16 protein-coding genes are annotated in these 13,668 nt (G+C 64.0%); 7 read left to right on the top strand and 9 right to left on the bottom strand.

Annotation, left to right across the window (positions count from 1 at the left end):
- Window positions 1-165: 165 nt before the first annotated feature.
- The 5 genes from ACYG97_RS18730 to ACYG97_RS18710 form a co-directional block, all read right to left on the bottom strand.
- Window positions 166-2,454 carry a response regulator gene (locus ACYG97_RS18730; RefSeq protein WP_023733591.1) on the bottom strand — a complete coding sequence of 763 codons (2,289 nt, stop codon included), beginning with the start codon at window positions 2,452-2,454 and terminating at the stop codon, window positions 166-168.
- Window positions 2,455-2,596: 142 nt separating this feature from the next.
- Complete coding sequence (acuI, locus tag ACYG97_RS18725; protein ID WP_023686577.1) at window positions 2,597-3,586, bottom strand: acrylyl-CoA reductase (NADPH); 990 nt, start codon at window positions 3,584-3,586, stop codon at window positions 2,597-2,599.
- Between the two features lie 105 nt (window positions 3,587-3,691).
- Window positions 3,692-4,180 carry a signal peptidase II gene (lspA, locus tag ACYG97_RS18720; RefSeq protein ID WP_023669760.1) on the bottom strand — a complete coding sequence of 163 codons (489 nt, stop codon included), beginning with the start codon at window positions 4,178-4,180 and terminating at the stop codon, window positions 3,692-3,694.
- Complete coding sequence (locus tag ACYG97_RS18715; RefSeq protein WP_023733590.1) at window positions 4,177-5,034, bottom strand: TrmH family RNA methyltransferase; 858 nt, start codon at window positions 5,032-5,034, stop codon at window positions 4,177-4,179. Before ACYG97_RS18715 ends, lspA begins: the two co-directional genes overlap by 4 nt.
- Before the next feature lie 34 nt (window positions 5,035-5,068).
- A complete protein-coding gene (locus tag ACYG97_RS18710; protein WP_023733589.1) occupies window positions 5,069-6,151 on the bottom strand; it encodes a class I SAM-dependent rRNA methyltransferase in 1,083 nt (360 codons plus the stop codon).
- Window positions 6,152-6,278: 127 nt separating this feature from the next.
- On the opposite strand from ACYG97_RS18710, the gene ACYG97_RS18705 reads away from it, so the two are divergent.
- From ACYG97_RS18705 to ACYG97_RS18690, 4 genes are all read left to right on the top strand, one after another.
- Entirely contained in the window at window positions 6,279-6,977 is a 699-nt protein-coding gene (locus tag ACYG97_RS18705; protein WP_023683063.1) for a helix-turn-helix transcriptional regulator, read from the top strand.
- Window positions 6,978-7,068: 91 nt separating this feature from the next.
- Entirely contained in the window at window positions 7,069-7,479 is a 411-nt protein-coding gene (locus ACYG97_RS18700) for a VOC family protein (protein WP_023683064.1), read from the top strand.
- A complete protein-coding gene (locus tag ACYG97_RS18695) occupies window positions 7,476-8,027 on the top strand; it encodes an EVE domain-containing protein (protein ID WP_023733588.1) in 552 nt (183 codons plus the stop codon). Before ACYG97_RS18700 ends, ACYG97_RS18695 begins: the two co-directional genes overlap by 4 nt.
- A 1-nt stretch (window position 8,028) precedes the next feature.
- The gene (locus ACYG97_RS18690) at window positions 8,029-8,451 is read left to right on the top strand and encodes a VOC family protein (protein ID WP_023714120.1); all 423 of its coding nucleotides are present in this window, start codon (window positions 8,029-8,031) and stop codon (window positions 8,449-8,451) included.
- Here the strand turns inward: ACYG97_RS18690 and lhpI are convergent.
- The 4 genes from lhpI to sppA form a co-directional block, all read right to left on the bottom strand.
- Window positions 8,441-9,406: a bifunctional Delta(1)-pyrroline-2-carboxylate/Delta(1)-piperideine-2-carboxylate reductase gene (gene lhpI, locus ACYG97_RS18685; RefSeq protein WP_023691966.1), complete on the bottom strand. Its 966-nt coding sequence runs from the start codon at window positions 9,404-9,406 to the stop codon at window positions 8,441-8,443. The genes ACYG97_RS18690 and lhpI overlap by 11 nt on opposite strands.
- Before the next feature lie 31 nt (window positions 9,407-9,437).
- Window positions 9,438-9,782: a lipopolysaccharide assembly protein LapA domain-containing protein gene (locus ACYG97_RS18680; protein ID WP_023691965.1), complete on the bottom strand. Its 345-nt coding sequence runs from the start codon at window positions 9,780-9,782 to the stop codon at window positions 9,438-9,440.
- 52 nt (window positions 9,783-9,834) lie between these two features.
- The gene (locus tag ACYG97_RS18675) at window positions 9,835-10,119 is read right to left on the bottom strand and encodes an integration host factor subunit beta (protein ID WP_006200394.1); all 285 of its coding nucleotides are present in this window, start codon (window positions 10,117-10,119) and stop codon (window positions 9,835-9,837) included.
- A gap of 80 nt (window positions 10,120-10,199) precedes the next feature.
- Window positions 10,200-11,156, bottom strand: a complete 957-nt coding sequence (gene sppA / locus ACYG97_RS18670; RefSeq protein WP_023733587.1) for a signal peptide peptidase SppA — start codon at window positions 11,154-11,156, stop codon at window positions 10,200-10,202.
- A gap of 295 nt (window positions 11,157-11,451) precedes the next feature.
- Here sppA and lptC point away from each other — a divergent pair, with 295 nt between their 5' ends.
- From lptC to lptB, 3 genes are read left to right on the top strand one after another with little or no spacing between them, the layout of a single operon-like run.
- Complete coding sequence (gene lptC, locus ACYG97_RS18665) at window positions 11,452-12,165, top strand: LPS export ABC transporter periplasmic protein LptC (RefSeq protein WP_023669748.1); 714 nt, start codon at window positions 11,452-11,454, stop codon at window positions 12,163-12,165.
- Complete coding sequence (locus ACYG97_RS18660; protein ID WP_023683069.1) at window positions 12,152-12,736, top strand: LptA/OstA family protein; 585 nt, start codon at window positions 12,152-12,154, stop codon at window positions 12,734-12,736. The genes lptC and ACYG97_RS18660 overlap by 14 nt, the downstream gene beginning before the upstream one ends.
- Complete coding sequence (gene lptB / locus ACYG97_RS18655; protein WP_023700100.1) at window positions 12,733-13,551, top strand: LPS export ABC transporter ATP-binding protein; 819 nt, start codon at window positions 12,733-12,735, stop codon at window positions 13,549-13,551. The genes ACYG97_RS18660 and lptB overlap by 4 nt, the downstream gene beginning before the upstream one ends.
- Window positions 13,552-13,668: the final 117 nt, after the last annotated feature.

Genomic DNA, 13,668 nt, shown 5'->3' with positions numbered 1-13,668 from the left:
CACGAGTGATTCTCCTTCGAGCCATCCCTCTTGGCACGGGGATACGGTGTAGGTGCAACAGGATTGTGACAGTACCGTGATACGGCGCGACGGGCAATACTTCGTCGGCTGGCGAAAACCCTCATTCGGCTACCTACGTGACGCGAGGATTTATCCAGCGTCGCTTCAGGCGGCCACCTGGCCCTCGACGGCATGGACCAGCGCGTCGGGATCGAGCGGCTTGGTGACGAAGCCGCTGGCGCCATGGGCGAGCACGGCGTGGCGGGTCTTTTCCTGGCTGTCGGCCGAAAGCACCATGATTGGCACCGGCGGCACAGCCATTTCCTCTTCGTGGCGGCGGATGGCGGCGATCGCGTCCAGCCCGTCCATCACCGGCATGTGCAAATCCATCAGCACCACATCGAAGCGATTTTTCAGCCCGGCTTCGGTCACCGCCTCGACCGCGGCCTTGCCATTGCCGACCACTTTCACGCGATGTCCCGCCTTCAAAAGCGTGGCGCGGGCAAGCATGGCGTTGATGTCGTTGTCTTCGGCGATCAGCACGGACAAACCTTGCTGGCGCCCGCCATGGGCACGAAGCGAGGACGCGCCGGTCTTTTCCGGCTTGGGCGGCGGCAAGGCAGGGGCATGACTGGTCAGCAGCACGCGCAGCAGGGTTTCGCCGCGCACCGGCCTCGCCAAGAAGGTGGCGTAGCCGCTGGTGCGGAATTCGCCAAGCATGCCGCGGTCGGTCGGCGCGATCAGCGTGATCGCCTCGCAATCGGCAAAGCCACTCTGGCGCAGGCGCTTGAGCAGTCTGCCGTCGCCGTCCTCCAGGGCCGCGTCGATCAACAGCACATCGCAATGTTCGGCGAAGGGCGTCGCCTGGGAAGCGGTTGCGGCGACGTCGACGGCGCCGCCATGGGCGCGGATGGTGCGGGCGATGGCGTCCGCCTCGACGGCGTTCTTCGACACGATCACGGCGCGCCGGCCGGCCAGGATGTTCTGCCGGTTCTGCGGTGCTTCGGTTGCTCCTGCGGCCGGGATCTCGAAGACGAATTCCGATCCCTCGCCAAGCCGGCTCGACACCGAAATGGCACCGCCCATGGCGGCGACCAGGCGCCTCGATATGGCCAGACCGAGGCCGGCGCCCCCATGGGTGCGGGTCGAGGTGCCGTCGGACTGTTCGAACTCCTCGAAGATGCGCTCCATATCCTCTTCGCGCAGGCCAGGGCCGGTGTCGGCGACGGTGAAGCAGATGCGGTCGCTGGTCTCGGTGCGGGCCCGTGCAACCGAAACCAGCACGCCGCCGGTGTCGGTGAACTTGATCGCATTGCCGATCAGGTTGAGCAGCACCTGCCTGACTCTTCCCGGATCGGCCATGATCATCTGTGGCACGTCGGGCTCGACATGACAGCCGAGGCCGATGTTCTTGGCGAAGGCTTTCGCCGCCATCAGTTCGATGATGTTGTCGGCGATTTCGCGCAGCGATGTCGGCTGCGGCTCCGGGTCGAAACGGCCGGCCTCTATCTTGGAATAGTCGAGCAAATCCTCGATGAGCGCCAAAAGGGCGCTGGCCGAGGTCGAGACAGCGCCGACATAGGTGCGCTGCTCGGGCGACAGATTGGTGTCAGCCAGAAGCTTGGCCATGCCCATGATGCCGTTCATCGGCGTGCGGATCTCATGGCTGACGGTGGCGAGGAAGCGCGACTTGGCCTGGCTGGCATATTCGGCGCGCTCGCGCGCGGTGATCAACGAGGATTCGGCGCGCTTGCGGGCGGTGATGTCACGGGCAATCGCCCGGTGCGAGACGGCGCCGCTATCCTTGTCGCGCACCGACAGTTCGATCCACGAGAACCAGCGCGGACCGTTCGGCGTGCGGATGGAGACGTCGGTGGAACTCAGGCATTCGTGATCCGAAAAGGCGGCGTCGGGAACGATACCGACATCGATGCCGAGGTCGGCCAGAGTCCTGCCGGCAAGGTCGCGCTGATCGGTTCCGACAAGGCCGGCGAAAACCATGTTGGCATAGACGATGTGGCCGTCGCGGTCGCGGTGGACGACGAGATCGCCGAGCGCATCGATCAGCCCGCGAAAACGCTCCTCGCTCTCCTGCATCTCCCACATGCGGTCGGCCAGCGTCTCGATCTCGGCGCGGCTGCGGGCGGCGGTTTCGTCGAGCAAGGCCGTCGCGCGGTGGACGGTGCGGCGGTTGCGCAGGTGCATGGCGACGCCGGCAAGGCCGGTCGCCAGCAGACCGAGGGTGATGAAGATCGGCGCGCCGGTGAGGTGAGACAGGCCCGCCAGCACGACGCTGGCGACGACCGTCAGGAACAGCAGGCCCTCGTGCGTGGCGCGCTGCAAATCCGGCGCCAGCGGCGGCGCGGCAACATGCTGCCGCTTGGGCGTCGCCGGGTTCGGCCCGTCGATGCTTTCGGCGCGGCTCTTCTCTTTCCTGGCGGACTCCGCGATCATGCGGAACTCCTTGCCAGATAGAGATTATGGAAAAGCGCGGCGGATCGTTCGAATTTTAGCGGTCATGCATTTTTGGCGGTTTTCCGCATCGCCTGATCTTTTCCGAAACCTGATTCCCTTTCGGGATCATGCTTCGGGAGCCTCACATATCGACAACCACGCGGCCCCTGATCTTGCCCTCGACGATGTCATGGGCGGCGGTGATGATGCCGTCGAAGCCGATGGTCGTCGACAGGCCGGGGAGCTTCTTGAGATCAAGATCGCTGCCGATGCGGCGCCAGGCTTCCAGCCGCACAGCCTTTGGCGCCATCACTGAATCGATGCCGAGCAGCGAGACGCCGCGCAGGATGAACGGGGCGACGCTCGACGGCAGATCCATGCCACCCGCCAGGCCGCAGGCGGCGACCGCGCCGCCATAGGCGGTCATCGACAGCACATTGGCCAGCGTGTGGCTGCCGACGGCATCGATGCCGCCGGCCCAGCGCTCCTTGGCCAGCGGCTTGGCCGGCTGGGAGAGTTCCTCGCGCGAAATCACTTCGGCGGCACCGAGGTCGATCAGATAGGAGCTTTCGGCGTTGCGGCCGGTCGAGGCGATGACGTGATAGCCAAGGCTGGACAGGATCGAGACCGCGACCGACCCAACGCCGCCGGCCGCACCCGTCACTACCACCGGGCCGCGATCCGGCAGGATGCCGTGCCGCTCCAGCGCCATGACGCTGAGCATGGCCGTATAGCCGGCGGTGCCGACCGCCATCGCATCGTGCGCGCTGATGCCGTCGGGCAACGGCACCAGCCAGTCGCCGTTGACGCGCGCGCGCCCGGCATAGGCGCCGAAATGCGTCTCGCCGACGCCCCAGCCATTGAGGATGACCTTGTCGCCCTTGCGCCAGTCGGCATGCGATGAGGAGAGGACGGTTCCGGCGAAATCAATGCCCGGCACCAGCGGCCAGCGGCGGATCACTGGCGCTTTCCCAGTGATGGCCAGCCCGTCCTTGTAGTTGACCGTCGTCGCCTCGACCGCGACAGTTACGTCGCCTTCCATCAGATCGGCTTCGCCGAAATCGACGATCTCGACCGATTGCTTCTTTTCGGCGTCGCGCGAAACGAGGATGGCTTTGAAGGTTTCAGGCATCTCTTCTCCTCGGCTTCGCAAAGGCTGGCGGTCGGCATTGGCTGGCTCTGGCCGAACTGTGCGGCGACCGTCCGGCGAGGTCAATTGGTCAAAAGAGTCGGGCCGTCAGGCTTCTGGGCCTTGCGGCTTGGCCTCGCGCCGCCAGCCGATGAACTCGTCGAAGACGACCAGCGCCGCGCCGACCGAAATGAAGGCATCGGCAAGGTTGAAGACGGCGAAGGACCATACCGGCGTGTGGAACAATATATAGTCGATGACGTGGCCGTAGACGGCGCGGTCGATCAGATTGCCGATCGCGCCGCCGATGATCAGGGCAAAGCCGATGCGGGCCAGCACATGGCCGGAGGGCGTGCGCGTCGCCAGATAAAGCACGAAGGCAACGACCACGACCGCGATGACGACCAGGCCGGTGTCGCCGAAGGACGAGAACATCGAGAAGGCGATGCCGGTATTGTAGGTGCGAAACAGCGCCAGGAATGGCACCAGGTCGAGCTTTTCCTGGAAGACGAGGCCGGTCTCGATCAGATGCTTTATCCACTGGTCGAGCGCGATTGCCACCACCACCAGCAGCGCATAGGGAGACCATGATTTCACGATGTGGCGTCCTCGGGGGCAAGTTTCAGCGCGCCGCGCCGGATCTCGAACAGCATGATTCCGGTGGCGACCGCCAAATTGAGTGAATCGGCGCGGCCGGCCTGCGGAATCCGCAGCAGCCGGTCGCAGCTTTCCGCCAGATTGTCGGGCAGGCCCTGCTGCTCATTGCCCATCATCAAGAGCACCGGTCCTCGTGAGAAATCGACCGAGCGGTAGTCGACCGCACCCTTCAGATGGGTGCCGACCACCAGGCCCGAGAAGCTGTTTCGCCAAGCCAGAAATGCTTCCGGCGTCGCCTTGGTCACCGGCACGGCGAAGATCGAGCCCATGGTGGCGCGCACGGTCTCGACAGAAAAAGGATCGGTAGTCTCGCCGACCAGGATGACGCCCTTGGCGCCGACGGCATCGACGGTGCGGATGACGGTGCCGAGATTGCCGGGATCGCGCACCCGGTCGAGCGCCACCCAGACGTCGCCGTCGTGAGCGCGGATGTCTCTTAGCGGCAGCAGTTTTTGCCGGAAGACGCCGACCACCATTTGCGGATTGTCACGGCGGGTGATGGCGACAAGCACTTTTTCGGACACTTCGAGCACGGTGCCGCCGGCGGCAACCGTGCGCGCCGCCACCTTTTCGACCGCCGCATTGCCGCGTCCGGCCTTGGCGAAAACCAGCGTCCTGATCGACCAGCCGAGGTCGAGGGCGTCGATGACCAGCTTCAGCCCTTCGGCCATGAAGGCGTTCTGCTGGTCGCGGAATTTCTTCTGGGCGAGCGCCTTGATGTCCTTGATCAGCGGATTGGCAAGGCTGGTGACTTCCTTGACCTGCCCGGGCGCGCCGATGTGCCGCTCATTCATTCGGGACTCCCGGGCATTCAGGTCTCCGGGGCATTCAGGCCACCCAGCGCGAAAACAGCGATGTCGACAGCGCCCGCCCGGCGGACTGCTCGCGGATGATCAGTTCGCCTGATTCAACCGTGCCGCCCATGCCGGCAAAGGTGTCGCGCATCAAGGCATGGATGGCGAAGAAGGAGGCGCGGATGGAATAGGCGGTCAGCACCACGGTGAGCGGTTTCGGCGTCAGGATCGCGCGGCAAAGATCGGTCAGGCCGGGCAGGTCCTCGAACAATTGCCAGACCTCGCCCTTGGGGCCGCGGCCATAGGCGGGCGGGTCGAACAGGATGATGTCGTAGCGGCTGCCGCGGCGCTCTTCGCGCTCGGCGAATTTCACAGCATCGTCGACGATCCAGCGGATCGGCTTGCTGCCGAGACCGGCCATTTCCTGGTTTTCGCGCGCCCAGCCGACCGCCTTCTTGGAGGCATCGACATGGGTGACCTCGGCGCCGGCACGGGCGGCCACCAGAGACGCGAGCCCGGTATAGCCGAACAGGTTCAGCACCTTGACCGGGCGCTTGGCCGCCACGATCTGGCTGGCCATATGGTCCCAGTGCGAAGCCTGCTCGGGGAAGACGCCGACATGGCGAAACGAGGTGAAGCGGCCGAGATAGTCGATGCCGTCATGCCTCATCGGCCAGGTCTCGCCCAGCGGCACCTTCGGAAAACGCCAGCGGCCGATGCCTTCTTCGTCGGTATCGCCGGTGAAGATGGCGTCGGCTCGGTCCCAGTCCCTGGCGGGCAAGGCCTTTTGCCAGATCGCCTGTCCCTCGGGCCGCACGATGCGGTAGGGGCCGTATTGTTCGAGCTTTTCGCCGGCGCCGCTGTCGAGCAGTGCATAATCCTGATTTGGCGCAACTTCGAGGATCACCGGCAGGCGCTCAGTGGGCAGGACGCCTTCGCGACGCGCCAGGATACGGGGGGCGGGCTTCGGATCAGACCGGTCGTCCGGTTTTGTTTCGTGGCGTGGCTGTCTGGCTTCGGGTCGGACTGGTACGGTGCCCGGCTGCGGCCGCGCGTGTTCGGTCCTGCCCTTTGCGGGCGGACGGTTGTCGCGGCGTTTGTCGCGAAAAGACTTCAAGCAGGAGCGTCTCCGGAGGCGGCAGGCCGCTTTTGACATAGGGTCACCGGCTGCGCAAACAAAATGGTCCAGCGTGCGAATGTCTGAGGTGGTGGACCTCGCTGAGGAAACAGGCAAATCTGGAATCATGTCCCGTTCCGAACGCCTGCTCGACTTGATCCAGATCCTGCGCCGGCATCGCCGGCCGGTGAGCGGTCGCACGCTTGCCGGCGAGATGGACGTTTCGATCCGAACGCTCTACCGCGACATTGCCACGCTGCAGGGGCAAGGCGCGCCGATCGAGGGCGAGGCTGGGCTGGGCTATGTGCTGAAACCCGGCTTCATGCTGCCGCCGCTGATGTTCACCGACGAGGAGATCGAGGCCATCGTTCTGGGATCGCGTTGGGTTGCCAGACAACCGGACAAGCGGCTGTCGGCCGCCGCCACCGACGCGCTGGCCAAGATCGCCGCTGTGCTGCCGGATGATCTGCGCGAGGACCTCGATGCGACCGCGCTTTTGGTCGGGCCGCACGGCGATGCTGTCGAAAGCATCGACCTTGGCCTGGTGCGCCAGGCGATCCGCAACGAGAGAAAACTCGGCTTTCTTTACCGCGACGCCGGCGGCGCCGCCTCCGAGCGCTTGATCTGGCCATTCGCGCTCGGCTTTTTCGACAAGGTGCGGGTGGTGGTGGCCTGGTGCGAGACGCGGCAGGATTTCAGACATTTTCGCGCCGACCGGATGTCGGGGCTCAACACCACGTATATCCGCTATCCGCGTCGTCGGCAGGCGCTGCTGAAGGAATGGCGCGCGACGCTGGACGCACCGAAGCGCCAGCCTGGCGCTTAATGCTCCTTTCCACGCGCCCACAAGACGCTGCTGCCAGAATCTGACAGTGGGGTCACCTATGCTCCTCCAATCGAAACCCTGGAGAGCAGACATGAACACCCCCAATTTCGTCATCCTTTATGTCGACAGTCCGGAGCGGAGCGGCGCCTTCTACGGTGCGCTGCTGGGACGCCAGCCGGTGGAGACGTCGCCGACCTTCGTGCTGTTCGTGCTCGACAATGGCTTCAAGCTCGGCCTGTGGTCGCGCCACACGGTGGAGCCGTCGGCCGCGGCCGCGGGCGGCGGTGCGGAGCTCGTCTTCGCGTTGGACCGGCCTGATGCGGTGGACGCCGCCTACACGGACTGGGCAGGACGCGGCTTGACCGTTCTGCAGACGCCGACCGACATGGACTTCGGCCGCACCTTCGTTGCGCTCGATCCCGACAAGCACCGGCTGCGCGTCTACTGGCTGAACGACGGAGAACAGGCCAATGGGGAACAGGCCAATGGAGAACAGAAATGAGTGCGCACTGGATCGCGGTCGCTTCCGCCGAACATGTCCGGCGCGGCCGCGAGGCCGGCTTCATGCAGGTCAACCACGGCAAGGCGGCACCTTTGCGCCGCATCAAGCCCGGCGACGGCATCATCTACTACTCGCCGACCACAATTCTGCGCGAGAAGGACGGCCTGCAGGCCTTCACGGCAGTCGGCACCGTGCGCGAAGGCGAGCCTTATCAGGGCGACATGGGCGGTGGCTTCACGCCGTTCCGCAGGGATGTCGAATGGGCCAAGGCCGAGGAGGCGCCGATCAAGCCGCTGCTCGAGCAGCTCGACTTCACCGCGGGCAAATCGAACTGGGGTTATCAACTGCGCTTTGGCCTGTTCGAAATTACGGCGCATGATTTCGCGCTGATCGCCGAGGCGATGGGCGCTGCCATGAAGGCAGGCTGGAAGCATCCAGCCGCCGGATCGGCAAGGCACCGTGACAAGGCTGCTGACACCAAGTTGTCAGCAGCCTTGTGCGACAAGCGATTGTCTTCAGATAGCGTCGCGCTTGCCCCAGGAGAATAAGATGGACTTCGTCTCGATCCGCATCATTACCGATCAGATCAAGCCCTTGGTGGCATTCTACGACACGATCACCGGGCTTACCGCAACCTGGTTCACAGACGATTTCGCCGAACTGGCAACGCCGTCCTGCACACTGGCGATCGGCAGCACCCGCACGCTGGCCCTGTTCGGAACTGATGTGGCGCAGCCGGCCGCCAATCGCTCAGCGATCATCGAGTTTCGCGTCGCCGATGTTGATGCTGAGTACAGCAGGCTGGCGAAAATTATCGGCGATTTCGTACAGACGCCGACGACGATGCCATGGGGTAACCGGTCGCTGCTGCTGCGCGATCCCGATGGCAATCTGGTGAACTTCTTCACCCCGGTCAGCGCGGAAGCGATCAGGAAGTTCGATCGCAGAACCGGCGCAGACGCTACTGCTTGAGCGCGTTGTAGACGGCAATGCCGGCGGCAAGGTCCTCAAGCGCGGCGCCGACCGACTTGAACAGCGTGACCTCAGTGGGGCTCTGCCGGCCCTGTTTTTCCCCGCGCGCCAGCTCATGCAGATCGGCGACGATGGCTTCCGGCTTCAGCACGCCGGAGGCGAGCGGCTGGACGATGTCGCCGGCTTCCTTGGTGGCGCCGGCGCGGGTGTCGACATAGACGCGGGCGCGCGCGATCGCGTCGTCGTCGCTCTCGCGCATGGTCGGCGTGAAGCCGCCGACCAGATCGACATGCGCGCCCGGCTTGAGCAGCGCACCCTTGACCAGCGGCGTCGTCGTGATCGTCGCCGATGAGACGATGTCGGCCTCGGCGAGTTCGGCGTCGAGATCGCTTGCGGCCTCGGCGTTGAAACCGTCCGCGCGCAAATCAGCCGCGACCTTTTCGGCATTGGCGGGCGTGCGGTTCCAAATGCGGATGGTCTTGATCGGCCGCACCGCGGAGTGCGCCTTGGCGAGGAACGGCGACAGCGCGCCGGCGCCGACCACCAGAAGCTGCGATGCGTCCTCGCGGGCGAGATAGGAGACGGCCAGCGCCGAGGCGCAAGCGGTGCGCCACTGTGTCAGCCGTTGGCCGTCGATCAGCGCTTCGGGCTCGCCGGTGGTGCCGTTGAGCAGGAGGTAGAGCCCCATCACCGCCGGTTTGCCGATGGCGTTGTTGTCGGGCGATACGGTGACGATCTTGACGCCGATATGACCCCCGACCGATGTGCCGGCCGCATGGAAGTCGGTCCACGCCGGCATCAAAAGCAGCGTGGATGTGGCACCGTCGGGCCGCTCGACCCCGTGATGATGGCGGACGGGTTGCACAGCACCCTCGCGGAAGGCCGCGCGCAATGTCTCGACCAGCCCGGGAAAGGTCAGCGCCTGGTCGACAGCGTCGGCCGAAATGGTCAGCATGCAAAACTCCGCGAAGATAAAAGCGCCGGCTTCAGGCCGTTGGCTTCGGCAGCGCCGGCCCGGTGGCCGCGCCCTGCTGCACGGCGGGTATACGGCTGACCGCCTGGCGCAAATTCTCGGCCTCGACCCCGCGCTGGCGCGCCAGCTTGCGGTAGCGGCCCTGCTTGACCCAGGTCGCCAGGCTGCCGACGACCATGCCGATGGCGAGCGCCACGAACAGGAAGATGAACAGCGGCAAGGTCAGCGTCAGTTTCGGATTGCCGGGGTTGAACGGGTCGAGCGTGAAGGCGACCAGCTCGCGGTTGGCGACGGCCAGCGCAATCAGGATGACGGCGAGCGGCACGAAGACCACGATAAGTATGAAGCGGTTCAACATAGAAATTCCCTGGAGAAGGCAGGCCTTGATAACGCCGGCGCGTGGTCCGCGCCTACTTGCCGCCATTCAGCCTTTCACGCAATTCCTTTCCGGTCTTGAAGAACGGCACCCACTTCTCCTCGACCTCGACGGATTCGCCGGTGCGCGGGTTGCGGCCGGTGCGGGCAGGGCGATTCTTCACCGAAAAAGCGCCGAAGCCACGCAACTCGACCCGATTGCCTTCCGCCAGGGCATCGGTGATCTCGTCGAAGATCGCTCCCACGATGTTTTCGACGTCGCGCAGGAAAAGATGCGGGTTGCGCGTGGCAATGATCTGCACAAGCTCGGATTTGATCATCAGAAAGGTCCCCGTGAAAGCGCTGCGGTCAAATTATCAGGATGATTTTATTTGCTTTTTTACTCGCCCCAACCGGCAGATCAAGGGTGCCAGACGGAAACGAGACCGTCAAGAAACAAGCGATCCGCGCCAATTTCGTGAAGCACGTCGCTGCCGGCCTCCGACAGGCCGAGCGCGCTGCCGACGCTGCGCGCTATTGCTTTCGAGAACAGGAAGCCGCCACGCCGCTCGGTGTCCTTCCATTCCACCACATTGAGCTTGGCGTCGACACCCTTGGTCGCCAGCCAGTCGATCGCCACGCTCTCGCCGCCGACAGCGTCGATCAGACCGTTGGCAAGGCCCTGGCGGCCGGTGAAGATCGAGCCGTCGGCAAGGGCCAGTGCTTGATCGCGGGTCATTTTGCGGCGCTCGGCGACGATGCCGACGAACCAGTCATAGCTGTCGAGGATGAGCTTGCGGACCATGGCTCGCTCGTCTTCATTGGTCGGCTTGAAGGGCGAGGGCGATGCCTTCAGCGGCGAGGATTTCACTTCCTCGAGCTTGATGCCGACCTTGTCCATCAGACCGCTGACATCGGGATACTGGATGAGCACACCGATCGAGCCGACGATCGACGTCTTGCGGGCAACGATATGGTCGCTGGCACTGGCGATCATGTAGCCGGCCGATGCGGCCAGCGTGCCGACCTCGGCCACCACCGGCTTGTCGGCGGCAAGCTTGCGCACCTCCTCGTAGATCGATTCGCCGCCGACCGTGGTGCCGCCGGGCGAATCGATCGCCAGGATGACGCCCTTGACCTGCGAGGATGTGCGGATGGTTTCCAGCCGCTTGATCAGTTCCTCGTCCTCGGTGATGGTGCCTTCGATCCTGACCTTGGCGATGTGGTCGACGGAAGAACCGCCGAGGTCGCCCCCATAGAACCAGCTTGCAAGCGCAATCACCCCAAGGGCCACGATGGCAATGGCGGCGCCGCGCCAGAAGGTCAGCTTGCGCCGCAAGCGGCGGCGGTCGATCAGGTCGTCGGCTCTCAGTGCCATGGTCTGCCTCACAGTCGGTGGGAAGCGATGCTTTTAAAGCAAGCGTCCGCGCCCGGCTACCTCTTCCTCAAGAGCCTGCGACGAAGCGACCTTCACGACGGAGGCATTTCAGGAAAAAATGACGCGGCGCGTTCGTTTCTGCTATGAAGTGACGAAATTGTGTCGCCTGAGTTCCGTCTGTAAAACAGCGGCCGTCACATTTTTGCGGTTTTCCTCCGCTTGTGCTTGCTTGCGGGGGCCGGCAACCCACCTATAGCAGGTGTTTTGGCGGACAAGGGTTTATTAGAAGTCAGTCATGCTTGCGCGATCGAACGAACCGACCAATGCCGATGCGGCCTTGGCGCCCACGGCGCCAGCGGGCACGCGCGGCGACGCCTTCGACCGCGCCCAGCGCCACTCGCGCCGCGTGCGCGTGCTTAAGTTTGCCGTGCCGGTGCTTGCCGCCGGGATCGCGGTTGCGTTTCCGGTCTATTCCTATCTGGCGGCGCCGATCAACATTTCGATACAGGCAGACGGCACCGCTTTCGCGGATGGCAAGCTGGTGATGGCCAATCCGAAGCTCAACGGCTTCACCAAGGACAAGCTGCCCTATTCGCTGACGGCCTTGCGCGCCATCCAGGATGTAGGCAAGCAGGACATCATCGAACTCGAAGGCATCCATGCCAAATTGCCGCTGACGGCCGACAATGTGGCGACCGTCGACGCCAAGCGCGGGATCTACAACAGAAACGCCAACACGATGGACATGACCAGCGACGTTACCGTCACCACCACCGACGGCGTCGCTGCCATCTTCAAATCGGTCTTCCTCGATATGGGCAAAGGCTCTATGAAGACAGGTGATGCGGTCGATGTCAGCCGTAACGGCTCGCGGATCACCGCGGGTTCAATGTCGGTCGAAGACAATGGCAAGGTCATCGTTTTCGAGAACAAGGTAAGCGTTCACATCGATCCGGCCACTATGAAGGCGGCAGAGGCAAAGAGCGGAGAAACGAATGCGTCCCAGTAATTCGGCACGGCTTGTCGCCGCAGCTTCGGCCTTGCTGTTGCTGGGTATGGCGCCGTCCTGGGCTCAGTCCAGCGCCAGCAGCCAGTCCGGGCTCAAACTGTCGGGCGACCAGCCGATCCAGATCGAGAGCGACAAACTTGAGGTCCGCCAGGCCGACAGCATGGCGCTGTTCAGCGGCAACGTCACCGTCACGCAAGGGCCAACGCTGCTCAAGGCCGGCAGCATGGAGGTCTACTACGTCAAGGACCCCAACGCCGCCAAAGGTGCTGCCGCCGGCGCTTCGGCGATGACCGGTTCGGCCAATATCGACCATCTGGTGGTCAAGAACAAAGTCTACATCAAGTCGAATGACCAGATCGCCACCGGCGACAACGCCACGTTCGACATGAAGACGCAGGTGCTTGTTCTGTCGGGCAAGGAGGTCGTCTTGTCCCAAGGACCCAACGTCCTCAAGGGCTGCAAGCTCACCGTGCAGATGAAAAGCGGCCTTGCTCAGGTCGATGGCTGCGGCGGGCGCGTCATCATGTCGATGACGCCGCCACCGAAATCCGAGGCCCCGAAGCCCGAATGACCGGCGTATCTTCGCTGCTGACCCGCCTTCCGGGACGGGCGGCCAGTAAACTTGCAGCCCCGGCCACGGTCACCGTCGATTCCGCGAAGTTCAAGGGCACCCTGATCGCAAAGGGGCTGACCAAGAGCTACAAGGGCCGCAAGGTGGTCAGCGGTGTCACCATCGGCGTGCGCGCCGGCGAGGCTGTCGGGCTGCTCGGGCCAAACGGCGCCGGCAAGACCACCTGTTTCTACATGGTCACCGGCTTGGTGCCGGTCGATGAGGGCACGATCGAGATCGACGGTTTCGACGTCACCTCGATGCCGATGTACCGCCGCGCCCGCCTCGGCATCGGCTATTTGCCGCAGGAAGCCTCGATCTTCCGCGGCCTGAATGTCGAGCAGAACATCCGCGCCGTGCTCGAAGTGGTTGAGAAGGACCGCAAGGTGCGCGAGCGCAATCTCGACGAACTGCTCGAGGAATTTCACATCAGCCATCTGCGGAAGTCGCCGTCCATGTCGCTGTCGGGTGGCGAGCGGCGGCGTCTTGAGATCGCCCGAGCTTTGGCGACGCGCCCGGCCTACATGCTGCTCGACGAGCCGTTCGCCGGCATCGACCCGATTGCCGTCGCCGACATCCAGCAGCTGGTTCGTCATCTAACGGCGCGCGGCATCGGCGTGCTGATTACCGACCACAATGTGCGCGAAACGCTCGGCCTCATCGACCGCGCCTACATCATCCATGCCGGCCAGGTGCTGACTCATGGCCGTGCCGACGAGGTGGTGGCGAACCCCGATGTGCGCCGGCTCTACCTCGGCGAAGGTTTCACGCTCTGAGCGTGAAATTTGTTTCCTGACGTGATTTTTGCCGCCCCGCCGGGCTTTTTTCTCCGATTTTGCGTGAGATAATGCTTCGGTAGGGGCCTTTTGCCATCGTTCGCCTTGACAAGCAAA

The sequence above is a fragment of the Mesorhizobium sp. W067 genome, assembly GCF_054719525.1.
This window is presented reverse-complemented; position numbering and strand designations above follow the sequence as displayed.